General features: G+C 55.1%; 19 protein-coding genes and 1 pseudogene. 8 read left to right on the forward strand and 12 right to left on the reverse strand.

Going from position 1 to position 24396, the window contains the following annotated elements; genetic code table 11:
- Nucleotides 1-211 precede the first annotated feature (211 nt).
- A complete protein-coding gene (locus ACR3E0_RS17515; protein WP_480480129.1) occupies nt 212-514 on the reverse strand; it encodes a YdeI/OmpD-associated family protein in 303 nt (100 codons plus the stop codon).
- Nucleotides 515-564: 50 nt separating this feature from the next.
- Here ACR3E0_RS17515 and ACR3E0_RS17520 point away from each other — a divergent pair, with 50 nt between their 5' ends.
- The 5 genes from ACR3E0_RS17520 to ACR3E0_RS17540 are packed head-to-tail and all read left to right on the forward strand — an operon-like array spanning nt 565 to nt 7314.
- The gene (locus ACR3E0_RS17520; RefSeq protein ID WP_480480131.1) at nt 565-2139 is read left to right on the forward strand and encodes an ABC transporter substrate-binding protein; all 1575 of its coding nucleotides are present in this window, start codon (nt 565-567) and stop codon (nt 2137-2139) included.
- A gap of 56 nt (nt 2140-2195) precedes the next feature.
- Nucleotides 2196-3749 (forward strand): ABC transporter substrate-binding protein, encoded by a 1554-nt coding sequence (locus ACR3E0_RS17525; RefSeq protein ID WP_480480132.1) that lies wholly within the window; start codon nt 2196-2198, stop codon nt 3747-3749.
- The gene (locus ACR3E0_RS17530; RefSeq protein ID WP_480480133.1) at nt 3750-4718 is read left to right on the forward strand and encodes an ABC transporter permease; all 969 of its coding nucleotides are present in this window, start codon (nt 3750-3752) and stop codon (nt 4716-4718) included.
- Nucleotides 4715-5629 (forward strand): ABC transporter permease, encoded by a 915-nt coding sequence (locus tag ACR3E0_RS17535; RefSeq protein WP_480480134.1) that lies wholly within the window; start codon nt 4715-4717, stop codon nt 5627-5629. The genes ACR3E0_RS17530 and ACR3E0_RS17535 overlap by 4 nt, the downstream gene beginning before the upstream one ends.
- Complete coding sequence (locus ACR3E0_RS17540) at nt 5626-7314, forward strand: ABC transporter ATP-binding protein (RefSeq protein WP_480480135.1); 1689 nt, start codon at nt 5626-5628, stop codon at nt 7312-7314. The genes ACR3E0_RS17535 and ACR3E0_RS17540 overlap by 4 nt, the downstream gene beginning before the upstream one ends.
- A gap of 249 nt (nt 7315-7563) precedes the next feature.
- Here the strand turns inward: ACR3E0_RS17540 and ACR3E0_RS17545 are convergent.
- The 9 genes and pseudogenes from ACR3E0_RS17545 to ACR3E0_RS17585 all read right to left on the reverse strand — a co-directional run.
- Nucleotides 7564-7743: pseudogene (locus tag ACR3E0_RS17545) on the reverse strand (transposase); the annotation flags it as partial.
- A 106-nt stretch (nt 7744-7849) separates the two neighbouring features.
- Nucleotides 7850-8002 carry a hypothetical protein gene (locus ACR3E0_RS17550; protein ID WP_480480136.1) on the reverse strand — a complete coding sequence of 51 codons (153 nt, stop codon included), beginning with the start codon at nt 8000-8002 and terminating at the stop codon, nt 7850-7852.
- Nucleotides 8003-8199: 197 nt separating this feature from the next.
- Nucleotides 8200-8331, reverse strand: a complete 132-nt coding sequence (locus ACR3E0_RS17555) for an integrase core domain-containing protein (RefSeq protein ID WP_480480137.1) — start codon at nt 8329-8331, stop codon at nt 8200-8202.
- Nucleotides 8332-8750: 419 nt separating this feature from the next.
- Nucleotides 8751-9773, reverse strand: a complete 1023-nt coding sequence (locus ACR3E0_RS17560; RefSeq protein ID WP_480480138.1) for a LacI family DNA-binding transcriptional regulator — start codon at nt 9771-9773, stop codon at nt 8751-8753.
- A gap of 26 nt (nt 9774-9799) precedes the next feature.
- Nucleotides 9800-10237 (reverse strand): ester cyclase, encoded by a 438-nt coding sequence (locus ACR3E0_RS17565; RefSeq protein WP_480480139.1) that lies wholly within the window; start codon nt 10235-10237, stop codon nt 9800-9802.
- A gap of 3 nt (nt 10238-10240) precedes the next feature.
- Nucleotides 10241-11080, reverse strand: a complete 840-nt coding sequence (locus tag ACR3E0_RS17570; protein WP_480480140.1) for a carbohydrate ABC transporter permease — start codon at nt 11078-11080, stop codon at nt 10241-10243.
- Nucleotides 11077-12123, reverse strand: coding sequence for a carbohydrate ABC transporter permease (locus ACR3E0_RS17575; protein WP_480480141.1), 1047 nt, complete (start codon nt 12121-12123; stop codon nt 11077-11079). Before ACR3E0_RS17575 ends, ACR3E0_RS17570 begins: the two co-directional genes overlap by 4 nt.
- Nucleotides 12124-12191: 68 nt before the next feature.
- Entirely contained in the window at nt 12192-13421 is a 1230-nt protein-coding gene (locus tag ACR3E0_RS17580; RefSeq protein WP_480480142.1) for an extracellular solute-binding protein, read from the reverse strand.
- A 28-nt stretch (nt 13422-13449) separates the two neighbouring features.
- On the reverse strand, nt 13450-14688 hold the full coding sequence (locus tag ACR3E0_RS17585; protein WP_480480143.1) for a nuclear transport factor 2 family protein: 1239 nt from the start codon (nt 14686-14688) through the stop codon (nt 13450-13452).
- A 466-nt stretch (nt 14689-15154) separates the two neighbouring features.
- Here ACR3E0_RS17585 and ACR3E0_RS17590 point away from each other — a divergent pair, with 466 nt between their 5' ends.
- The 3 genes from ACR3E0_RS17590 (at nt 15155) to ACR3E0_RS17600 (ending at nt 17763) form a co-directional block, all read left to right on the forward strand.
- Entirely contained in the window at nt 15155-16189 is a 1035-nt protein-coding gene (locus ACR3E0_RS17590) for an ester cyclase (RefSeq protein ID WP_480480144.1), read from the forward strand.
- A 182-nt stretch (nt 16190-16371) separates the two neighbouring features.
- Nucleotides 16372-17364 (forward strand): nuclear transport factor 2 family protein, encoded by a 993-nt coding sequence (locus ACR3E0_RS17595; protein WP_480480145.1) that lies wholly within the window; start codon nt 16372-16374, stop codon nt 17362-17364.
- Between the two features lie 153 nt (nt 17365-17517).
- Complete coding sequence (locus ACR3E0_RS17600) at nt 17518-17763, forward strand: ATPase, T2SS/T4P/T4SS family (RefSeq protein ID WP_480480146.1); 246 nt, start codon at nt 17518-17520, stop codon at nt 17761-17763.
- A 66-nt stretch (nt 17764-17829) separates the two neighbouring features.
- On the opposite strand, the gene ACR3E0_RS17605 is transcribed toward ACR3E0_RS17600, so the two are convergent.
- Nucleotides 17830-18207 (reverse strand): hypothetical protein, encoded by a 378-nt coding sequence (locus ACR3E0_RS17605; RefSeq protein ID WP_480480147.1) that lies wholly within the window; start codon nt 18205-18207, stop codon nt 17830-17832.
- Nucleotides 18208-18278: 71 nt separating this feature from the next.
- Complete coding sequence (locus ACR3E0_RS17610; RefSeq protein ID WP_480480148.1) at nt 18279-24389, reverse strand: RHS repeat-associated core domain-containing protein; 6111 nt, start codon at nt 24387-24389, stop codon at nt 18279-18281.
- Nucleotides 24390-24396: the final 7 nt, after the last annotated feature.

The following is a 24396-nucleotide window of genomic DNA, read 5'->3' on the forward strand; positions in this document are numbered from 1 at the left end:
GGTGGCGTTGTCAATCAATCGGTTGTTCTCGACGAAGGCCGTCGAACTGCGGCGGCCTCATAAATCTGGCGGTCTGGCGCTCAGCACATCACCCAGTAAACTAAACGCCTCATTATTTTGAAAGATTTGGAGCGCCTGAGGCGGTTGGCTCTCCCTGAACCCAAAACTGGCCTCTGTATTGACAGCTTTGTCGAGCATGACAGGCGATCCCTCAAACCCACAGGGGGAGACCTCCCAGAGTTGGGCGATCGCATTGTTGGATCCGATCGATCAACGTTCCAACTGGCTTTTGCGTCGCAGGATTTTGTGGCGCGATTTTTGCAATCCGGTTCGCTTGTGTTTCAGGTCTCTTTGACCCATAGACGTGGATGATGTAGCTACGCCGCCGCCCGGGTGTGAGACAATCAAACGCATCCGCTGACGTCTGGCAATCCAGCACTGCGTTGACCGATTGACAAGCATCCGCAGTTGGTATGCTATCGCCAACTACAACGTTGACAGAGATTTGCGACATCGTATCGCGGATTCAATGCAGCCAAGTGGCTGCAGAAATGGGAGAAAATAATGAAAAAATCAATGCTCGCGCTCGCGGTGCTGCTGACGACGACAACGCTGGCTCAGGCGGAAACACTGCGATGGGCACGCTCTGGAGATGCGTTGACGCTGGACCCACATTCGCAAAACGAAGGACCCACGCATACCGTACGCCATCAGATGTATGAACCTCTGATTATCCGGGACACAACGGGTGCCTTTGAACCCGCGCTCTCGACCGATTGGGCACCCAGCGAGGAAGATCCCAATGTCTGGGTGTTCAACCTGCGCCAGGGTGTGAAATTCCATGATGGGGCCGATTTCAACGCTGAAGACGTCGTGTTCAGCATCAACCGCGCCAAGCAGCCGAACTCTGACATGAAAGAGCTGATCAATTCCATTGTCGAGGTGCGCGCGGTCGATGATCACACGGTCGAGATCGTGACCGATGGTCCGAACCCGATCCTGCCTGCAAACCTGACCGACCTGTTCATCATGGACAAAGGCTGGACTGAGGCGAACAACACGGTCGATGTTCAGGATTTTGAAGGTGGTGAAATCACCTTTGCGACCACTAACGTGAACGGCACCGGTCCCTACAGGCTGGTCAGCCGCGAACCGGACGTGAAAACCGTCATGGAGCGGAACGAGGATTACTGGGGTCGCGACCAGTTCCCAATGGCGATCAGCGAGATCATCTATACGCCCATCCAGAACAACGCGACGCGCGTCGCGGCCATGCTGTCCGGCGAAGTGAATTTCCTTCAGGATATGCCGGTTCAGGATCTGGAACGGGTCAATGCTGCGGATGGCCTTGTGGTCAAGCAAGCGCCTCAGAACCGGGTTATCTTTTTCGGGATGAACCAGGGCACAGACGATATCGAGGCCGATAACGTCGATGGCAAGAACCCCCTCGCAGATGTGCGCGTGCGTCAGGCGATGTCCAAGGCGATCAACCGGGATGCCATTAAGCAGGTGGTGATGCGGGGTCAATCGCAACCCGCCGGCATGATCGCACCGCCCTTTGTAAATGGTTGGACGGCCGAGATGGATGCCGAAAGCAGCACGGATGTCGAAGCGGCGAAAGCTCTTTTGGCCGAGGCAGGCTATCCTGATGGCTTCTCTATCCGTCTTGACTGCCCCAATGATCGTTACATCAACGACGAAGGGATCTGCCAGGCGGCGGTCGGCATGCTGGGTCAGATTGGCATTACCGTGAATCTGGATGCCAAGCCCAAGGCGCAGCACTTTCCTCTGATCACCGATGGCAAGACCGATTTTTACATGCTGGGTTGGGGTGTTCCGACATATGACTCGGAGTATATCTTCAACTTCCTGGTCCACGGCCGGGAAAGCGAAATCGGCACCTGGAATGGCACGGGCTTCAACGATGACGAGCTTGATGCCAAGATCAAATCGCTGGCCTCAAACACGGACCTTGTTGCCCGCGACCAAGCAATTGCCGACATTTGGCGTGTCGTGCAGGATGAGCAGCTGTACATCCCAATCCACCACCAGGTTTTGAACTGGGGCATGGCTGAAAATCTGGCCATTGACGTCGATCCCGAGGATCAACCCATGGTGAAGCACTTCGGTCTGAATTGAGCAAAGTGGCCGGGCCTCGGAATGCGAGGCCCGCCGCCACGTAAATGAGAGCTATTATGAAACGTTTGACCACTGCCGCGCTCATGGGCGCGCTTGCCTTACCCGTAGCAGCCGAAGAGTTCACGTTCGCGGTCACAACCGACCCACAAACGATGGACCCTCATGCAGTCAACTCCGCGCCCGTTCTCGGATTTCTGAACAATGTCTACGAAGGACTTGTCCGCCGGGGCAAAGATATGTCCATCGAACCGGCCTTAGCGACCAGTTGGGAGACCATCGGTGACGGCGCGGGCTGGCGCTTCAAACTGCGCGAAGGTGTTACGTTTCATGATGGGTCCGAGTTCAACGCAGATGACGTGATATTCTCGTATCAGCGTGCCTCGGACGAAAACTCGGATACCCGCAGCTGGTTCGCCCCTGTCAGCGAGGTTGTGAAGGTCGACGACTATACTGTTGATGTCATGACGACCGCGCCCAACCCGATCTTTCCAGACAGCATCGCCAACTGGATGATCCTGGACAGCGGATGGGCCGAGGCGAATGAAGCCGGTTTGCCGGACAAAGAGGCTGGCAACTACGCGACACTGAACGCCAACGGCACCGGTGCCTTCCGCGTCATAGCGCGCGAGCCGGGCTTGCGCACCGTTCTGGAACCGTTCGACGGTTGGTGGGGAGAGCCGGAACACAATCTGACCCGCGCTGAACTGGTGCCAATCCAAAATCCGGCAACCGCACTGGCGGCGTTGTTGTCGGGTGATGTGGACTTCATCAATCCTGTCCCCATTCAGGACGTGGCCCGGTTGCAGAGCAACCCGGACGTTAAGGTCGTTCAAGGTATCGAAGCACGCGTCATCATGCTGGGCTTTGATCAGAAGGAGGGCGCAAGCGAAGCAGGGCAAGGCGGTTCTGATCTGTTCCGTGACCCGCGTGTTCGAGAGGCTGTAGCCAAGGCCGTCAACGTACCGGCTATCCTGCAAACCATCATGCGCGGCAACGCCGAAGTGGCGAGCCAGCTTGTCAGCCCTGCCATGCGTGGGTTCTCAGTTGTAAACGCAGACCCGTATGGCTTCGACCCTGAAGGCGCGAAGGCGCTACTGGCTGAGGCCGGGGCTGAAGGTGCCGAGGTCAGCTTCAAGTGCTCCAACAATCGCTATTTGAATGACGAGGCCGTCTGCCAGGCGATAACGGCCATGCTGACGCAAGTTGGGTTAACTGTCACACTCGACGCGATGCCCGTTCAGAACTACTGGCCGGAACTGCGAGCTGACAATTTCGACATGTATCTGCTGGGCTGGTCGCCCGGAACGTTCGACGCCGAACATCCCGTGCGCTTTCTTGCCTCGACTCCCAACGAGGAAAAGAAGCTGGGGTCTTGGAACTTTGGCGGGTATTCCAACGCCCGCATCGATGAGTTGCTGCCCATGATCCAGTCCGAAATTGACGAACCCAAGCGTCAGGCGATGCTGGATGAGGTCGCTGGTATCTTGCAGGACAATGTGGCCTATGTGCCCCTTTACGTCCAACCACTGGTTTGGGGCGCGCGCAGCAACATCGAGTTGACGCAGCGGCCCGATAACTTCTTCCTTCTGCGTTGGGTTACGGTCAACTAAATGCTGTCATACATCATCAGACGTGTGGCCCAGTCGGCGCTGGTCCTCTTTGTCGTGGGCCTCGTCGCCTTTTCCATGTTCCGTTTTGTCGGCGATCCGATCGACAACATGCTGGGGCAGGAACGCACCATGGAAGATGTAGAGCGTCTGCGCAGCCAGTTGGGCCTCGATCAGCCATTCCCGGTGCAATATGTGAAGTTTCTACAAGAGGCCGTGCAGGGTAATTTTGGCGTCAGCTTCCGTCAGGGCCGCCCTGTTGCCGAAATTCTGGCTGAACGCGCACCAGCCACGCTGGAACTGGCGCTGGTCTCGGCCGTGTTCGCGATCGTTCTTGGAATCGCGTTGGGCGTTTTCACCGCCATCAGGCGGGATGGTTTTGCGGCGAATTTCATCATGTCGGCCTCGCTCATCGGGGTTTCCTTACCCACGTTCCTGATCGGCATCCTGCTCATCTACATCTTTTCGGTTGAACTTGGATGGCTTCCCAGCTTCGGACGCGGAGAGGTCGTTGACCTGGGTTGGTGGAACACCGGTTTACTGACGGCAAGCGGGCTTAAAGCGTTGATTTTACCTGCGATTACGCTGGGCCTGTATCAAATGACCCTGATCATGCGTCTAGTACGGTCTGAAATGCTGGAAGTGCTCCGGCAAGACTACATCCGCTTTGCCCGCGCCCGTGGCCTGAGTGATCGGGTTATCAACTATCGCCATGCGCTGAAGAACACGATGGTGCCCGTGATCACCATAATCGGTCTGCAATTGGGTGCCATTATCGCATTCGCCATCATCACCGAAACGGTGTTCCAATGGCCGGGCCTCGGCCTTCTGTTCATCAACGCCGTCCAGTTCGTGGATATCCCTGTCATGGCAGCTTACCTGATGATGATTTCGGTCATTTTCGTCACCATCAACCTTGCGGTCGACATTCTTTACGCGTTCATCGACCCACGCCTGAGGGTCAGCGCATGAGCCGTCTGCAAGCCATCCTGGACAGCGACCAGTTCTACGCCTTTCGTCGGTCCCCCGTAGCCGTAGCTTCTGCAGCTGTGGCGTTGGTGCTCATAACTGCCACCGTGTTCGCGCCGCTGATTGCGCCGACGAACCCGTTCGACCCGTCGAGCCTGAACCTGATGAACGGTTTCACCCCGCCGATGGAACCGAATGCCTTTACCGGCGAAAGCTTCCTGATGGGCACCGACGATCAAGGGCGGGATGTGTTTTCGACGATCTTGTACGGGATGCGAATCTCGCTGTTTGTCGGGGTCGCAGCGGTCCTGTTTGCCATGGTGCTGGGAATCATTCTGGGTCTTCTGTCCGGATATTTCGGCGGCTGGACCGAAACCATCATCATGCGTACCGCAGATGTGCAACTGACCTTCCCCTCGATCCTGCTGGCCATGCTGATCTTTGGCATCGCCAAAGGCATAACCCCGGTGGAATATCGCGACCAGATGGCAATCTGGGTGCTGATCCTTGCAATTGGCCTGTCCGATTGGGTGCAGTTCGCTCGGGTGGTTCGGGGCGCAACATTGGTGGAGAAAAACAAGGACTATGTCGCCGCCGCGCGCATCATCGGGCAAAGCCCACTGACGATCATGCTGCGCCATATCCTGCCCAATGTGCTGTCTCCTGTACTTGTGATTGCAACCATCTCCTTGGCGCTGGCAATCATTGCCGAGGCGACGCTCAGTTTTCTTGGTGTGGGCGCCCCGCCGACACAGCCGTCGCTGGGCACGCTCATCCGCATCGGACAGGGTTTCCTGTTCTCGGGTGAGTGGTGGATCCTGTTCTTCCCGGCCTGCACCCTGCTGGCACTGGCGCTGAGTGTGAACCTGCTGGGCGACTGGCTGCGCGATGTTTTGAACCCGAGGCTGAAATGACCGACCCCGTTCTTTCGATCCGCAACCTTACGGTGGAAATCCCCACCCGCCGCGGCAGCTTCAAGCCGGTAGAGCACGTGACCTATGACCTCTACCCCGGTGAAATCCGGGGGGTCGTGGGCGAGAGCGGCGCTGGCAAATCCATGACCGGCAACGCCGTGATCGGCCTGCTGGACCCCCCGGCGCATGTGTCCGAAGGCGAGGTCTGGCTCAACGGGCGTCGGATCGACGCGCTTGATGCCGAGGACAAGCGCAGAATCCGGGGCAAAGAGATCGGGATGATCTTTCAGGATCCGCTAACCTCGCTCAACCCGCTGTTCACAGTGGGTGAGCAACTGGTCGAGACGATCCAGCTACACCTTGGCCTGTCTGCATCCGAGGCTAAAAAGCGCGCCATCGCCCTGCTGGATCGCGTGTCGATCCCCGACCCGGCGGATCGGTTCAATCAATATCCGCACCAGTTTTCCGGCGGGATGCGTCAGCGGGTTGTGATCGCCTTGGCCCTGTGCACCGAACCCACCGTCCTGATTGCGGATGAACCCACAACGGCCTTGGACGTCTCCGTGCAGGCGCAGGTGCTGGACCTGATCAAGGAACTGGCGAAAGAGCGCCAGGTGGGCGTTATCCTCGTGACGCACGACATGGGCGTTATTGCCGACACTACCGACACGGTCACCGTGATGTATTCCGGCCACGTGGTCGAAAGCGGCACAACCGATCAGATTCTCGGCGCGCCCACGCATGACTACACCAAATCCCTGATTGCCGCCGTTCCACGACCTCATACCAAGGTCGAACGCTTTCCGGTGGTCAGCTATGGCGAGCGGGAAAGAACCTTCAAGATCGATGATCTGGCCGCACATTGGGATAAGACCGACCTGTCAAAATCCGGCAAGCTGCTTGAGGTCGAGAACATCACCAAAACGTTCTTGCAAAAGGGCGGGCTGCTACCGTCGCAACGCAAGTACTTTACGGCCGTCGATCAGGTCAGTTTTGACATTCGAGACGGCGAGGTTTTTGGGCTTGTGGGCGAAAGCGGCTCGGGTAAATCCACCGTCGCGCGGATGATCGGAACATTGTATCCGGTGGATGGCGGCCACGTGATCTTTGACGGGCAGGATGTGACGGCCATGGGGGCAGACACCCTGCAAACCTATCGTCGCCAGATTCAAATGATCTTTCAGGACCCCTTTTCCAGCCTCAACCCACGCATGAGGGTCGGGGATCTGGTTGCCGAGCCAATCCATCACCACAAAATCCTGCCCAAGCCTGCAATCCAACCGCGTGTACGCGAGTTACTTGACTGGGTCGGGCTCGCCAAGGACGCGTGGCGCAAGTATCCACATGAATTCTCCGGCGGGCAGCGTCAGCGCATTTGTATCGCCCGCGCCCTGGCAACTCAGCCCCGGTTTCTGATCTGCGATGAGCCGACCAGCGCCCTGGATGTGTCCATTCAGGCGCAAATTCTGAATATCCTCAAAGACCTGCAGGACCACCTCGGGTTGACTATGCTCTTTATCAGCCACGATCTCCCGGTCGTGCGTCAGATGTGTGACCGGGTGGGCGTGATGCGCCAGGGAAAGCTGGTTGAGGTTCAGGAAACGGACTTGTTGTTTACAACTCCAGAGCATCCGTACACACGGGAACTCTTGGATTTGATGCCCCGGCTAAAGCAATTGGCATAATCTTACTGACTAGGTTCTGCTTCGGTCTTTTCAGGAGCACCAGACGCGAGGAGTGCAAACGCAAAATCGGCGGTGGTTCAAATGCTCACCACCTGCAAACTCGGAGTATTGGCTAAACGAACAGATTCCGGACGTGAATTGAATTTACGAGTTCATGTGCCACTTCAATTCCGCTCAACGTGGCCAATGCACCAAATACATAAACGAGTATAGATTGTATGTTGCCCACCGGGTGTCGCTGAAAGGCGTACCTTTGTCACTCCATCGCTTCCAACGATTATAGAGCGTCTTGTGTGGTCCATATTCCCTAGGTGCATCGCGCCACCGTAACCCCTTGCGATTGACAAAGGTAAACCCACTCAAGACACGCCTGCCGTCAACCCGAGGTTTGCCGTGGCACTTTGGGAAGAAGGGCTCCAGACGCGCCATCTACTCGTCACTTAACCAGAAAAGATCGGACACGTTCACTGCCCGTTTTGAACGCGATGAATCACGCAACCAAACGGAAATCAATGGGTCCTGAGCCTACAGCCCTTCAAGCCCGTTTTTTTTCAAAATGAATGAGAACAGTCTCGGCGCGCTCATCTCCGATGTCTTTCGACAAAAGACTGCGGGCGTCATCCCGAGAGATTGGTTCCAGAAACAGCTCCAGTGGATCGTTGCCATAGGCGTCCCCCACAGCTTGCACGCTTGTAGCGCTTCTCCAATCAGCCACGCGGCAAGAAAGAATGAAGTTTGGGAACCCTGCTACTTCAAGCGAAGCAAGGACGGCGTCTAGCCCCCGGTTTCAATACCATTAATTTAGCGTTTCTCTAACAAGGTTTCAGGGACAGGCGGGCGTATGTTCAGGGCATGATGAGGCCGGATTTGGTTGTATTGTCTTAGTCATATGTTGATGACGACCTGAGCTTGTTTTGTGCCGTGGAACCATTCTGCACTAAGGACTTCGCGACGGAGTGTTCCGTTGAAGCGTTCGTTGTAGCCGTTTTCCGAGGGGCTGCCGGGATAGATCTGCATCGGTTTGATGCCGACCCGCCTGAGCCGGTCCTGAAGCTGTGCGGCGATGAACTCCGGGCCATTACCTGGCCGCCTGACGAAGTTGCTCCCGCACCAGGCCTTCAGCTTTAGATGATCCAGGCTCCCCTTCAGGATAAGCTTGTCGAGCTGTAGATTAGCAACAATCTTCTTGAGCCTTTAATTCTCTTTTTGCAGCGCCCGCATCTGCGACAATTGAGATCTACCATCCCACCAAACTTCATGCGCCAGTACTAATACGTTTTGTCTGAAATCCCGGCCCTGCGGCAGGCCCCCACAACATCCAGACCATCATGCAGATGGACGTCAATCTCTCGCAATAACTTCAACGCCTCTTCATCTGAATACCGCTTTCGAGCCAGCTTCCACCCCTCCCATGACACCAAAATAGTGGCACAGTTTTAAGGGGTTAAGACAGTATTTCTTTCGATGAGCTTTGGTGCCAGCGCTATGTTCTCAACTTCGATGGACTTGTCTCTCACCAACTCGTTAATCTGGCGAACCGCGTTGGCAACCATGTTGTTGACGGGCTGCCTTAGCGTAGTCAGAGCGAACTCTGGCATGGAAGCCATCGGGATATCATCGAACCCGATAACCGAGAGATCATCAGGAACGCTGATGTTTAACTCGTTCCGCAAAATACTGATCGCTTCGATCGCCATGTAGTCGTTTGCCGCAAATAGGGCATCGGGATGTGTTTCCTTCGGGCCGCCAAACATCTTTCGAATTGCCGTTCCCGTTCTATCGAGATCAAAGTGACCGACTTCATGAGCAAAAAGACTGCGGCCACTTTCCCGAAGCTCAGCCTCAAAACCAAATTTCCGGTCTCGGCTTGTAGATGACCGCTCCCATCCGGACAGAAGTGCAATGCGTTGATGCCCCGTTTTCAGCAGATGCCGCGCGGCCATGCGCCCGCCTGCAACATTGTCTGTTGTAACGCTTGCAATGCCATCATGTTCTTGAAAACGATTGAACATCACGACAGGGATATCGCGCTGAGAACAGAACTGAACGAGTGTTGAGGAAAGCTCGACGGACGCCGTAATAATCCCGTCGACCTGATACTCCAACAATTGGGATACGGTATCTTCGACGCCTTCATCTGTGCTGGGCATCATAAAAACGAGCGCATGGAAACCGGTTTTTTGGAGTTCTATGCAAAGTTTCTCAAGCGCCAGCGCGTAGAACTGATTGTCCAGATAGCTGAACAACAGCGCGACTATGTTTGATCTTTGCGTAATGAGCGTACGTGCGATTGCATTGGGGCGGTACCCCAGCTCGTCCGCGGATTTGAGAATGCGTTTTTTTGTTTCAGGGGAAACACCGGACTGGGTTGGCGTGCGGGAAAAAGCCCGGCTCACCGCAGATTGAGACACGCCAGCATGGCGCGCAACATCAATTGAAGTGACCTTGGACTTTTTCAAAGGAACTCACGCCAACCCGTTTTGCATTAGCTTCTATTGACAGCTGCCATCAGATCGACACCCAATTGCTTAAACGTATCGACGTGGTCAACCATTACCCAGTTTTCCTTTAGTTTGCCATCAACTACCAGCCAGAAATCCGAGAAGCGCATCTTCACCGGTCGTCCGGTGGGTGGCAGGCCGAGGTATTCGCCGTTTTGATGACCAGTCAGGTATCCGGTCCCTGCAATCCATGTCTCGTTGGCGAACTCGATCTCGTGGCTGACATGATAGTCAGGAAACGCTTTGTAGAATTCGGCAAGAACGTCATATTTGAAGCGTTCACGGCCGTGGATATCGCCAAAACCCGGCGGCCCGTGCCAGATCATATCCTCATGCCAATACTGGTCATGCGCATCAAGATCCTGAGCGTTTAACGCGACATACATATCCTGAATAAGTTTGAGGTTGGATTCAGCAGTCATTTTTCATCCTTTCACTGCACCTGCGGTCATTCCTGACACGATTTGTTTCTGAAAAACGAAGACCAGAATGATGATTGGAATGGTGATCGAGACAGCGCCCGCGACGCCATGCATCAGCCGGGCAAGGCTCTGATTCTGCCCCATATAGCTGCCGAGAGCCGCAGTCATCGTCGCCATGTCGCCGTTCATGAGTTGGCTCGAAATGATGAAGTCGTTATAGGCCAGCAAGAATGAGAAGAGACCGGCCGTCACAATGCCAGGCCACATGACGGGCACGATTACGCGGAAGAATGCCTGCCATCGGCTGCAGCCATCAACCAGTGCCGCTTCGTCCAGCTCTTGCGGGATATTCATGAAGAATGCCCGCAGCATCCAGATTGTAAACGGCTGGTTGATTGCGACAAGCACGATGATCAGCGTCTCGTATCGACTCCAGATTCCCAGTTCAAAAAAGGCCGGACGATAGGCGGTCAACAGAACGACATGGGGCATGGCGCGAAACACCATCGCCGCCATCAACAGCCAAAACCCAAGTGAACCTCGATATCGCGACAATGCGTAGGCCGCCAAACTGGCTATCGTCAGGGAAACGACGACGGTTAAAGCAGTTACAGTGGTCGTGTTGATCGCATACTGCCAAAACCCATCCTCAACCCAGATGTATCTGAAATTCTCGAACGTCACTGGCGCTATCAACTTCGGTGGCGTTGAAAACGCATCCACCGGTTTGCGCAGGGAGATGACAAACATCCAGAAAAACGGCAGCAGCGCTGCAAAGAACCAGAACCAAAGGCCAAGGTTGATAGATAACCGAGAAGCAAAGTTGAGTTTCGCTGGTCTCATTTTTCGGCTTTCTGATCTTTGTAGGTCCGGATCATGATCGGTATCAGCAATACAACGACCCCGGCCACCGTCAGCACCGCATAGGCCGCCGCCTTGTGGATATTCCCTTCGAAAACAAGCGTGTAGTACGTTAGGTACTGCACCGAGTTTGCAAAGACACGTGAACCGAAAACCAGAATGGGTTCAAACACCCGGTAACTGTCCATTACATGTATCAATGTGATCACGGCGAATAGTGGAGACAGATAAGGGATCACGATGTACCGAATGCGTTGCCATGGCGTGGCCCCGTCTATGATCGCCGCTTCAAGCGGCTCTTCCGGAACCGTTTGCAACCCCGCATAGAGAATAATGAAAGCGAAGGGTGTGGCAAACCAAACCCCGTAAGCGATAATAACAAGTCGTATCGTGACCTGATCTGCAAGAAAGTAGAACTTACCGAGACCTATGGCTTCTAACGATGCCGCAATCACGCCACCATCAATGAACAGCCAATAGACCGCGAGGGACGAGACCACCGGGGTCACAATCATCGGGAGAATGGTCACAAACACAACCGAGCCGCGCAGTTGCAGCGTGACTCGATTGGTTGCAAGGGCGAGGCCGAACCCCAGGATCAGTATGATCGGTGTCGTCACAAACGTGTAAAGAAGCGTGAATTCCAGCGCAGACCAGAAATCTACATCACTGATTTCTCGATAAAGCGCTTTGATGAACTCTCTGGGGTTTTCAACTTTGGTCCCGTCAATGGAGGCCCTGAGACCCTCCACATCGATAGCATTTTCTAAGTTTTGCCCACCGACATATTTCCAGACCTTTACCGGATTGCCGTCTGCATCCAGTACCGATTGCGGTACCATTCGGGTGACTTCCCGGGTTAATCCTCCGAACAGAGGCACCTCAGTCTTAACTTCTTTCAATTCAGTCTGCGTAAAGGACTGATACAATGCGAGATAAACAATCGCGACCAGGGGAAGTGCGATGAGCAGCAGCATCGACACCAAGGACGGTGCAACGAACGAAAAGAAGGTAGAGCGCTTCATTGAACCGACCCGTCAGAAGTTCGGTGCCAGTCAAATCGCGTCGACATAGCTGGCACCAGGGAGTTGGCCTATTTCAACAGGCCCTGATCACGCGCAGCGGCGCGATATGCCTTTGTTGCGTCGGCCAGGGAGTCCTCGGCACTTTCCTTACCGACGATAAAATCCGCGATATTCTCGCCCAAGGCCGAATGCGCCAAGGCTGCTTGCGGGTTCATCGGATAAGGAGGCGCGCCTCCTACAACCGTGTCGGTGATCGCCGTCGTGTATTGGCCCGGCTCATATGCCGACCGAATCCAGAGGGTTACATCATTGTTTTCTTTGACCGTTTCAGCCCGCATCGCATGCATCAGGACTTGGAAGGTCAGATCGGGATCACCATCGAGGTTCTTTGGCATAACATAGCCGTCCCACCAGAATGTCGATGCAGGCGCCCCGCCTTCGACCATGACGGGCGACGGAGCAAATCCGATCTTGCCGACTACCGTGCTTTCGTCTGGATCGTCCATGCCTGAGGCTTCGTTGCCCCACATAACGGCCATCGCCACATCACCTTGTTGCAATTGCCGTTTCACGTCACCGAAGTCCATCGACATCGAATTTGGCGACATGTACTTGTAGAGCGCGCCCATTTTTTCCAACGCGGCGATTGCCTCCGGCGTTTCGAAGGTAGAGTCGGATGTCTCCGGGTCGAACAGTGTGCCACCATTGGCCAGCAGCATATTGACATACTCATTCGCCAGTTCCCAGCTGTTGCCAAAGGCCGCGCCATATGGGTGTTCAATCCCGGCTGCCTTGAGTTTCTCGGATGCCTCCAGAACCTCATCCCAAGTGGTCGGAACAGCGATGTTGTTCTCTTCAAAGATGTCTTTGCGGTAGAACAGGTGTTGAGCGTTGACCATGAAGGCAATCGCCATGATGTCGTCCCCAAAACGGATCAGCATCCCATCTTCGATGTCGTATTTGTCCCGGTACTTCTCGACCAGATCATTCAATGGGCGAAGTTGTCCCTTGGCCTGAAGCAGAGTTATCGAGCTATTTGCAACAGCGGCTGCGTCCCAAGGGGAGGTCGAGGATTCAAACGCTTTGTTCGTTTCTTCCTTGTGATCCGTGGTCAGCTTGGTTTCGACGACAAGACCGTCCCGCTCGCAGGTTTCCATTTCGGCTGCCAGAACTTCCAGCGCTTCGAAGAAGTTGGACAAGACATTCACTTCGCCCGTACCTTCGATCGTACACTCGGCCGAAGCCGCCATCGGGCTCAGCCCGATGGCCAAAGCTGGCAGTATGTGTTTCAGTTTCATATCAACCTCCGTGTTGCCGCGGTTGCGGTTAGGTGTCGTCCAGAATCTGCATTAAAATCCCGAACTCATTGAAAACAGTCCATTCTTTCTGGACCTTGTTGTTATGAATATGCCACTGAGTGATGCCCCAGATATGGGCTTCCTTCCCGGTGGGTTCGCCGTATGGCCCGTTCCCCCGGTGCGCGCCGACACCACCCCAACGAATTGAGGCGAGATACCCGTCATTGGCATTGCCCATCCAATAGATGTCATCGACGGCAACCCGAATGTTCGGGAACATGGCAACCATCGACATTACATGTGAGCGCATCTGGCCCACCCCCCGGTAAACCCTACTGGTAGAGCCCTCGAAAACGATGTCCGGTGCATAAACTTGATCCATCGCAGCAAAATTCCGGCGGTTCCAAATGCTTTCGAATGCCGCGTGAACGAAGTCTCGCACGTTTCCATCAACCACATCCGGGATCGGATAACGCTTTGGGAACGCTTGACCCGCCAAACGTTTCGGCTCGCTGGCGGCAAAGTTCGGTGCAAACGGGCCCTGCGGGCGTTGCGAGGCAACTTGTCTGGCCATTTCACCCACATTAAAGCCCATTTGCTGGATCAAAGCTGCGGTGTCATAGGCAACGTGCTCGTCGTAGATCTCGTTGTCTCGCGCGACACAATTGGCGATGCAGAACAGCCGTAGGGGCCGATTGGTGGGGGGGCCGAAGCGGGAGTACCCTGTGTTGGTTCCCATGATCATCGTGCGATGTGAGGTATGAAAACTCACGTCATCATTGCCGGCCCAAATCACCTCATCCGCGACGAGGCGTATGTCGGGGATCGCATTGTTGGTATGAACGGTATCTGCGACGATCTTGTCGCGCCCGTATTGCAGCCCGACATCGTCCCACACGCGGCAGTCGTGGCTGTAAGTGTCATAGATGCAGCCAATGTCTTTTTCTTCCCAGATCTGATGCGTTATTCGGACAATGTAGTCGACAATGTTTCTGTACTTGTCGTCAAACCCGTTCATCTGGTGTGTCACCAGATGATCAGGCTCTTTACCCAGGAACTCTTTCGTTCCGCCGCGACGGTATTCTTCCAGCGAAATCGAATAGTCCGCTGGCATATGTTCGTCTTTCAAGGGGCTAAATCGAATATGCGTTCCCGTTTTTACGGTTTTCGCATCACTGCGCATCGACGACGTCGCGGGCGCGACTGAAGTATCTTCGGGGAGTTTAGCTTTCTGTGTCACGTCGGCCTCGTCGATTTTGAATCGCATACGTATGCTTATAAATTTCAGGTAAACTCAGATTCTGTCAAGGGGGTGTATCTGTGAGACTCAAATTCATAATGAAATCCCAACTTTTTAGCGCTTGATTTATTGGTTGAATCCAAGGAAGGTACGCATACCTATTCTTATCTAAACAGGATTTGCAGCGTGCCTCAGCCTAAAGATGCGAGATCATTTGTTCGCAGTAAGAGTCATCGGGCTCACCTTTTTAGGGGCGGTTGTGATGGTTTTCCTGCGAACCCCAGCCTGACGATGCGGCCAAAACGCGGATACCCGGAGCACACCGCCAACGGCGATGGAACTGCGGGTAGGCGTATCGTTGATCCAATTCGAAAAGGCGGTGACAATCTGGCCGAGAACCGGAGCTTCATTGATCACTTTTGGTTTCTGAAACAGTTGGGGTTCGATTTGATCAAACGTCGCCGTTTAATGACTGCACCGGTTGAAGAGTTTCATGGATGACCAAACTATGAAACTGACCTCGACTGGCCCGTCTGCTCGACTGGCCGCGTACCGCAACGCCCTTTACAACTTTGATGCCGATAAAGCCCAAAAGGAACTAAGTGTACTCGTCAGCCCATCGGTCAGATTCCGGATGTGCACCCCATTTGAAACCAGTTGCACAGTTGGTGAGTTGTTTGATGTGACTTACGGGCCACTGGCCGTGGCTTTACCCGACATAGAATGTCGCGACCAAATCCGTATCTCCGGCAAAAGCCAATCAGGTCAGCCCTGGGTCGGGATCATGGGCAACATCCACGGCGTCTTCGAGAAACCGTTTTTGGACATACCGCCTACGGGCCATATCGCGCACATGCGGTATCACGAGTTTTATCGGTTTGAAGAGGATCAGATCGTTGAGATGCACGCAATCTGGGACTTGCCTGAATTGATGATGCAGGCAGATGTCTGGCCCATGGCCCCAAGTCTCGGTCGAGGCTGGTGCGTACCTGGTCCGGCCACACAGGATGGGATCAGTTGCGGCGACACCGATCCCGAACACTCGGCAAAATCATTGCAAATTGTCGAAGAGATGCTTGAACAAATGAAGGATTACCCGGCGAAAGGCGGTCCTGAAAAAATGCAGCTAGAGCGGTTCTGGCATCCCCGGATGGGTTGGTACGGTCCGGCCGGCATTGGATCTTCCCGCGGATTTGCCGGGTTCACAGATTGGCACATGAAGCCATGGGTCGCCGGAATGCCAAGCTGGAGTGACCAGAGATTCCATGACCTTTGCCACTTTTTTGGTGACGGCGCCTACGTGGGAGAAACGGGCTGGCCAGCTATGAGGCAAACTTTGGTCGGCGATGGATTCCTGGGCATTCCACCCACGGGGCAAACTCTGGACATTCGAGGATTGGATTTTTGGCGCGTGGAGGGGGATCGCATTCGCGAAAACTGGGTAATGGTGGACTTGCTGCACATCTACCAGCAACTCGGGGTAGACGTTCTGGCACGGATGAGACAGCTACGACGGCCAAATCCCTGAAATCCATGCATGCAGCAGACAAGAGAATGACTTTTTCAGAACAGCCTATCGAACAGGAGTTGCTGATTTTCAAAGATCTGGACCTGAAATGAAAATCGCCAAGGCGAAGCAATATGCGGCTTGAGCCGCGGAACAGTCTGACGGAGTGTCCGGCAGACTCCCTTAAGAACCGAGAGGTACATATGTCCGATTTACAATCTGCAAAAGATCTTGTTCGACGCTATTTTGCGGCGCTGGACGAGGATGCCGTGGCTGCGGCTAAAACCTACTTTTCACCTGACGCCATCTGGCGCGGCTATCACCCGTTCCATGAGATTCATGATCCGGTCGAAGTTGCCGAACGGTTCTGGAAGCCCCTCCAAAACGCGCTGCGCCGAATGCAGCGCCGTTTGGATATCTTCATGGCTGGTGAAAACCACCTCGAGGGTGGAGGTGTCTGGGTTGCGTCGATGGGACACCTGATGGGGCTTTTCGATGAACCATGGTTGAACATTCCACACACCAACAAAATCGCAATGCTGCGGTATGCAGAGTTCCACCGTGTCGAAGGGGACAGGATCACCGACACGGCAATGTTTTTTGACATCCCCCATCTTGCAGCGCAGGCCGGTTTGCGTTTGTTCGCGTCACAAACCGGAGCACAATTGGTACAACCCGGACCAATGACCCATACGGGCGTGATGTTCGATGCGCAAGACCCCGAGGAAGGGCGTCGGACCATGGCCGCAATCGAGTTCATGATCAACGACATTCGCGACTGGACTGGGCGCGAAGAGATGGGGCTTGAAGTAGAGCTGCCACGCAGTTGGAATGACGATATGATTTGGTGGGGGCCAACGGGGATCGGTGCCGCGTATACAATCGAGCGTTACATCAAACAGCACGCCGGTCCCTTCCGCGACGGGTTGGCGGACCGCACGTTCAACGGCCACATTGCCCGGATCGCAGAAGGTGAATTTGGAGGCTTTTTTGGTTGGCCAAACCTGACGCTCAGACCGTCTGGTGGGTTCATGGGAATGCCTGCATCCGACAGGCTCAGCGACATGCGCGTGATAGACATGTACCGCCGGTCCGGCGACAAACTGACGGAAAACTGGATTTTTATCGACCTGCTGCACTTTTGGAACCAGCAGGGTACTGACATACTTGGACGCATCCCAAATATGCGCGGTTAGTCAACTTTTGGGCGCTGCACTTACTGCTGGCGCCTATAAAGCAAAGCACGCACCCCAAATGAAGCAATTGAGGCGAGGTTTTTTGCAAATTTTTGGGCCTGTTTAAACGGGTGAAATTATTTGATTTCAGTAAGCTAGGGTCAGGATCCGAATGTGCTGATGGTTGGGGAGATCCGGGATGAGGAGACGGCCGAGATTGCCTGTCGGGCGGCGCTGGTGGGGCGGATGGTCTTGTCGACGCTGCATACGAATACGCCCGAGGGGGCGATGACGCGGCTGGTGGATTTGGGGGTGCCGGATTACATCGTCCGGGAAGTGTTGCGTGGGGTGTTGGGGCAGAGGTTGAATTTGGTCGGGGACGATAGCGTGCGGCAACTACAAGTCAGATTGGCGCGCTAAATTTCATCGGTGATGACCAAAAGGACAAACCTAAACCTTCAATTTATACCCATGACGCCTACGGGATTAGTTTTCTTCATTGTTTTGAGAAATACGATGTTGTCGTTCTGGGTTTCTTACAACGTTCTCGAAGAACATACCAAAATCGAAGTCTTCATCTTCAATGAACGGCGTGGGATCATCTGAAATTTCTCCACTGAGACAATAACTTGAATTAACATCATTACCTTTCGCTAGTCCAACTTTGATTCTGACATGCTGAGAATCGTTATATGAACGTGCTATTCCTCGAATTTCATCAACCTTGAATGCATTCTCGCCGAAAAAAAAGAACCAACAGTTCCCTTTATAAAATAGCCCGAGAAGTTCTTGGGCTCCTTTGCAATAAAACCCTTTGCTAGAGGTTTTTTCTTCACTATCGCTTTCTACTTCGTGGATTTTCATTTGATTTTCATCAAAAGAAAAGTATCGAAAATCGCGATAGGAATCATAGTTCCGAAGTTTGTAAATCAACATTAAAACCCTAGATCCTTTCCGCCTGTGCGTTTTGCACTTTCAATAATATCCCCCCACGATTTTCCTCGACCTCTAAGATAGCCGATGCTCGGACCAAGTGGATCGCCATATCTATCCAAATTTCGTTGGAGGATCTCTTGCCTTTTATTTGCTGGTGTCAAGCCCTTAAAGGTTTGCCCGATGCTTCGACGTGCGCGATGCAAAGATATTGCAATCTCTTTTTCTGAGTAGCCTCGAGCACGCATCGCCTGTTCTAGTAGCTGCAATGACTTTACGCTGGCTCGATATGCTATCCTACCCGCTTTTAAGGCAGCTTGATCAATGGCTTGGGGAAGCTGTCGTTTGAAAAGATTATCGAGAGGTTTGACAACTCGATCAAGAGCGGATGCACATCTACCTTTGCAGGAGTTTAAGACTCTATTGATAATGTTATAGTGGTTTCTCGAAGAAAGCCTTGAGAACTCTCCAAAGCTGTCCAACGGATAAGCTGCGTTTATGACATCTCTATAGTTTGCGTTTCCAAATGCGCCTGCTGCGAATGCCCTTTGCGTTTCCGCTCGACTATCGAGGTAATCGTTGTACGCGTTCTGTGACCCGAAGGTTCTGCCTTTGCCCGTTTCGTTGCCCATGTGGTCGACTTCAGTGACGGATACGCTTCCGTCGCTGTGGTAGCTTGTGGCATTTCCTGATGGGTCTGAGAGGTTGATGGGATCGTTGAAGGAATAGGAGTACCTGTTTGTCCCGACGCCTTGTTGTGTGACTTCGAACCAGTCTGGCTGGATGAAGAGGGCAAGTTCGGGGTCGTAGTATCTTGCGTTGAGGTATTGCAGGCCTGCGCCGGCATCAAAGCGCTCGCCGATATAGCCCTTGGTCTCGGGCGCGGCGACCAGGTCCGAGATCCAGTCCCGGGCGGTGCCGAACGGGTGGTAGATGGTGCGCTTGTCCTCGGCCCCGTCGGAGCCGGCGATCATGCGGACCGAGTTCAGCTGGTCGCGGTGCATGTAGCTGGCCACGCCGTTGACCAGCCGCACATCCGGATGCGGGTAGGTCACGATCTCTTCCGCAGTGCCCTGTCCGAAGTTGCGGATCTCGACATCGCCGAAGGTGACGGTGACCATCTCGTCCGGACGCCCGGTCCGGTCGATCCGTTTCAGTCGCGCGCCATCGGCGCCATAGACATAAGAGGTGGTCGCGCCGGCATAGGTGACGCTCAGCGGGCGGTTCTCGCCATCATAGCTCATCCCCTTGCCGTGCAGGCCCTGAAGCATGTTGCCATTGGGGTCATAAGTCAGGCTCTGACCCGCAACACTGGTAGGGCGGTGGGTACCCGGCAGATAGTCGTAGACCCCCAGATGACTGTTCGAGCGCATGTTGCCCGCGGTGTCATAGGTAAAGGTCTGATCGAACGCGGTCACGTTGCTGCGGTTGGTGACCGTGGTCAGGCGGCCGGCATAGTCGTAGGCATAATCCAGATTGCCCGCGTCCTGGAGAGTCCACTGCTGGGCCACCCGGCCTGTGGCCGACCGGACATACTGCGTTTTGGACATGGCCAGACCGGAGGTGTCGCGCAGCTCGGTCCGGTCCATCCAGCCCCGGCTGCGCGAGAACTCACTGACCGACCGCAGGCCGTTGCCATAGACGATCTCCACAGGGTTGCTGCGCAGGTCATAGAGAACGGTTGTGATATGCGGGCCAAACCCGGTCAGCCGGTTCGCTGCGTCATATGCGAACGCCTCGGTCCAGTTGGTTGTTGTCGCCCCGGGTGTATCCGGCAGCGTACGCCGAAGCGGAGCGCCGTTGGCGGCATACTCGGTTTGCAGCTGATACGTGCGGCCATCGATCTCGTGCCGCTCTTCTGCCAGCAGGCCCTGAATGTTGTAGTCGTATTCGATCGCATGGGTACCGGCGATCGAGACGCCCGTGAGCATGCCGATATTGTAGAACCCGCCCCTGGGCTGGTCATAGCTGTGCTGGGTTGTGATGCTGCTCAGACCCGGGCCGCTGACGGTTTTGGTCTGCACCCGATCCAGTTGATCATAGGTATAGGCAATCGTCTGCCCCTTCGCGTCGATCTGAGAGATCAGGTTGTCGGTGGCGTCGTAAGACAGGGTCCACAGCCCAAGGCCGGGATCATCAGCGGTCAGCCGATTGCCAACAGCGTCATAGGTATAAGCCCATTCCGCACCTCCGGGGTCTCTCACACCGGTCAGCCGGTCAAGAAGATCATGGGCAAAATCGGTTTCGTCGAACAAGGATGTTTCCGGTGCCGTGGTGCCATTGCGCACCCCGGTTCGGATCGTGTTTCCACGCGCATCCAACACCGCGCGCGTCCAGCCGCAGATCGTTGCGGTATCATTGTCAAAGCACTGCGCGTCTTTCTGATCGACAAACGGGAAAGACCCATTCTGACCGGTGCCGTACGAGGCAAAAGGATCGGTCCGGCCATAGCTGCGCTCAGAATAGGTTCCGTCCGCAGCGGTGACCTGCAGAACCCGTCCCAGGGTGTCGTATAAAAAGCCGGTTCGCTGATTGCTGTCCGCACTGTTGTCCGCAGCGTCCGCCCAGGACAGCGGTATGCTCGTCCAGGCTACATTCCCACGTGTGTCATAGTGATTGAGCGTGACGATCGCATCCTCGATCTGGCTTGTCGCACCGCTGGTGGTTTCCTTGTAGACCTGACCAAACCCGTCAAAATACTGCCGGGATACGGTATCCGAGGTCGCGCCGACGGCAGAGGCCGATGCCGCACGGGTCTCGACATATTGCGCGGCCGGGTCCCCAAAGACATTGTATGTCCAGTTCACCTCATACCCGTTCGGGCCCTGTTTGCGGATGCCCCGGCAATGCAGGTCCAGAGTGGTTGTCGTGACCAGACCATTGGCATCCGTCTCTGTGAGCGGCGCCTGACAGCCATGGTGCCACTGCGTGCTTGCCGTATGACCCGCCGCATTTGTTGCACTGGTCAGAAGCAGATGTTTCTGGGCATCATAGGTGAATGTTGCCGTCCGGCCCTTCGCATCGGTCTCGGACAAAACGTTGCCAAAACCATCATAGGTGAACGCCCCGACAGTCTGGTGATAAACCGTGCTCTGGGCGTCTCTGCGCATCCGGCGCAACTCTGTCAGTTGGCCTTTGACCGGAGCCGTCAGGCCAGGCGCTGCCTCCCCATCATAGAGGTAGAATTCCGCAGACAGCCAGTTTGACGGATCGGTTGATGGCGCGGAGCCCGCATTGACCGCTTTTTGTGACGCCCTGTTGACGACATAGCTGTCCGGGTTCGGCGTATAGGAAAACCACGTCGTACGATCATCTTCGGTTCCCGCGTAGCCCAGATCCGCAATGGCCATCGGCGCGCCATACAGGTTCATGGTATATTCCATGGTCCGTTCGGTCAGGGTGCCTCCATCAAGAACCTTCTCGGTCGCGCGCGTCTTCCAGGCGCGCTGCGGCTTGCGGTCCAGATCCAGCTCCGTCCAGTCATTGATCTCCTGCCGCCAGGTCACACCATCCCGCACCAGTGTGCGGGACTTGACCTTGCCTTTATAACCCGAGCTCGATCGCCCGTTGGCATAGTTCTGCATGTAGGTGGTTATCAGCTGCGGCCTGACTGCCTCCCCCTCGATCGCAGGCAGGGTTGCCGTGATCGTCCGGAAGCCCAGCGTCTGGCGCCGCTCATAGTCAAAGCGATTGCTGACATAGGAATAATCCGTAACACGCTCCGCACCCCCTGCCCCGTCAGAGCGCGTCAGCCGGCTGACAACCGGATAAGACCGCGGCACCCGGTTGTCGTTGAAATGCCCAGACGGCAGATATTCCACCGACAGTTCACCACCCAACGGCTCGGACACGGACGACAGAAGGTTCTTGAACCCCGACACCCCAAACAGGTGCGAATTCCCCTCCTTGCCCACAATGTCCCCAATCCCGTCCCCGTCAACATCAACAACAACGCCACGCTTCGTTCCAACAGGATTACCGGAGGAGGCAACCTCGCCCGGCGAGACTGCGACAAACTTGGCTCCAGCAGACAGGTAAACAGTGGACCTGAACCGGGTTCTGACACATGTGGCGCTGTCGGTATCGCACCTATCCGACAACACGACATCAGACAAACCGTCCCCATTCATATCGCCGGTTTGAATCCCGACGCTGGTGTGACTCCCAACATACTCAACCGGGGCAAACCATTCCCTGCCCTGAAGCTCGAAGTATGAGCCTGTCGACAGGTGAACCATGAACCGGAGAGGATCATTGTTGGTCTTTTTGGTGGCAACAACCAGATCTACTGCGCCATCCCCGTTGAAATCGCCAAAGCCAAACTCCAGAATGCGCACGTTGTTTACATGGTATTGCTTGATTGGGTTGACGTGGTTCTTCGAAGAAACCGCACCATTGCCATCGAACTGTGAAAACACCCAGTTCGCCGCTTTTCTTTCTCGAGATACAGTAGTCTCTCCCAAAACCTCTTCTCGCCCGTCACCATTGATGTCCACGGCATTCCGGCCACGAATGGTTCCAACCGAGCGACCCGATGTCAGATGCCCACCAGCCGATACGTCGTAAATGTTCGAAGAAACGTGCGCTTCGATGCCAGGGTCATAGTCAAAGTTCCCGAATCTCCTGACTGAGAGACCAAGAATTGCATCCCCGGTTCCAGGGGTTATCCCACGAATGGCTCTTTTCATGACAGTAGTTACCAGTCTGGGCCGGTCCTCTCTGTCTGCTACATTTGAACGCTTTCTATCGCTGTATTGATAAAATGTTTGGCCCGATGTCGGATCGTGTCTGGATACCTTACTTAGGGTGTTGAACCTTCCTTCGCCTGAAAAGGGGTTTGTGTAGTTGTTCACAAAGAGGTTCCTGAGATGGCCCGGCAATCCTCGTTCGGTTATGGCTCTGGTCTCATCAAACTCAAATGCGCGAATAAGGTTGGGGACCCCGGTTCTTACGAGGATTTCCTGTTTGCCGTTCTGGTCGAGGTCGAGCACTGACATGGGAAACGCAAACACGTTCGACCCGCCTGTGACGCGGGTGAATTCGAGCGCGTCAGGCGAATAGCTGAAGCTGTGGGGCTGGGCCAGCTCTGTACCTTCCAGCACACCCGCCGCACCCACGGTAAAATCCGTGCCGTATTGCGCGACCGAGGCCAGCAGGCTGATCCGCGTCTGCGCCGCAACCGTGTAATCCAGCTGATAGGCGCGGATCGGGGTCGTCTCGTCGCCCTCATACACCTGAATGCCCGCCAGCCGGTGCTGCTGTTCACCGATCAGGGCTGTGCCCGTGGCATAGCTCGGCCAGGTCACATCCCCGGCCAGTTCATCATATCTCAGCCGGATCGCGTAGATCACGGTCGCGTCCGGCAACTCATAAGAGATTTTGGTCAGCCGGGGCGCATAGGCTTGCGCCTGCGGGGCAAAGTCATAGGCATACCGGACAAGGTTCCCCGACACATCGGCCACTGTCTCCAGAAGGTAGCGGCTGTGGCTGAGCACCTTGTCCGCATCCGTACCCGCCGTCGTCTGAATACCACTCAGCACCTGCATATTCTGGTACCGGAGTTGGGTCCCATCCCGGCGGAAGACCACAAACCCGGTCCCGTCCCGGCGGATCTTCAGGTAATTGTCATTGTAGGTGACAAAATGCCCACCCGAGGAACAGCTGGCGCTCTCGGCGTTGGTCTTGCGTTGCGGCGGGTAATCCGCGACCAACACATCGGTTGCCTGCGCATCATCGCACAGCAGAAGATCCTGACCATCCAGGCGATACACATCATCCGCGTCTCTGTATGTCGGGATACCCCCGCCCAGTGATACACGGTCAATGGAGGACAGCGCACTCAGGCGCCATCCCGCGCCCAACACCGCATCCGGTGTGCCCCGACCATTGAAACTGGAAACATATCGAAGCGCAAACCCGGGCTCCAATCCCCGGAACGCAGGCACCTCAATCGGAACCGAGTATTTGAAGCTGCCGTCAGACAAGACATCGTTGGTAAAGGTCACCGCAGGCGCCGTGGCATCCCGATAACCGTCTTCCACTTGGGCGTTCACGCCAATAGGGTTGAACACACCAGCCGTGGCAATCACGGCGGCCAAAGCAACTCGAATCAATGCCTCA

The organism is Ruegeria sp. AJ12 (assembly GCF_056536245.1).

Bases quoted from the DNA above. Each gene is read 5' to 3' on its own strand.
- ACR3E0_RS17605 (WP_480480147.1), bottom strand. From the start codon at position 18,207: ATGAAAATCCACGAAGTAGAAAGCGATAGTGAAGAAAAAACCTCTAGC.
- ACR3E0_RS17585 (WP_480480143.1), bottom strand. From the start codon at position 14,688: ATGCGATTCAAAATCGACGAGGCCGACGTGACACAGAAAGCTAAACTC.
- ACR3E0_RS17580 (WP_480480142.1), bottom strand. From the start codon at position 13,421: ATGAAACTGAAACACATACTGCCAGCTTTGGCCATCGGGCTGAGCCCG.
- ACR3E0_RS17530 (WP_480480133.1), top strand. From the start codon at position 3,750: ATGCTGTCATACATCATCAGACGTGTGGCCCAGTCGGCGCTGGTCCTC.
- ACR3E0_RS17540 (WP_480480135.1), top strand. From the start codon at position 5,626: ATGACCGACCCCGTTCTTTCGATCCGCAACCTTACGGTGGAAATCCCC.
- ACR3E0_RS17520 (WP_480480131.1), top strand. From the start codon at position 565: ATGAAAAAATCAATGCTCGCGCTCGCGGTGCTGCTGACGACGACAACG.
- ACR3E0_RS17515 (WP_480480129.1), bottom strand. From the start codon at position 514: ATGTCGCAAATCTCTGTCAACGTTGTAGTTGGCGATAGCATACCAACT.
- ACR3E0_RS17590 (WP_480480144.1), top strand. From the start codon at position 15,155: ATGGATGACCAAACTATGAAACTGACCTCGACTGGCCCGTCTGCTCGA.
- ACR3E0_RS17595 (WP_480480145.1), top strand. From the start codon at position 16,372: ATGTCCGATTTACAATCTGCAAAAGATCTTGTTCGACGCTATTTTGCG.
- ACR3E0_RS17525 (WP_480480132.1), top strand. From the start codon at position 2,196: ATGAAACGTTTGACCACTGCCGCGCTCATGGGCGCGCTTGCCTTACCC.
- ACR3E0_RS17535 (WP_480480134.1), top strand. From the start codon at position 4,715: ATGAGCCGTCTGCAAGCCATCCTGGACAGCGACCAGTTCTACGCCTTT.
- ACR3E0_RS17575 (WP_480480141.1), bottom strand. From the start codon at position 12,123: ATGAAGCGCTCTACCTTCTTTTCGTTCGTTGCACCGTCCTTGGTGTCG.
- ACR3E0_RS17555 (WP_480480137.1), bottom strand. From the start codon at position 8,331: ATGCAGATCTATCCCGGCAGCCCCTCGGAAAACGGCTACAACGAACGC.
- ACR3E0_RS17570 (WP_480480140.1), bottom strand. From the start codon at position 11,080: ATGAGACCAGCGAAACTCAACTTTGCTTCTCGGTTATCTATCAACCTT.
- ACR3E0_RS17565 (WP_480480139.1), bottom strand. From the start codon at position 10,237: ATGACTGCTGAATCCAACCTCAAACTTATTCAGGATATGTATGTCGCG.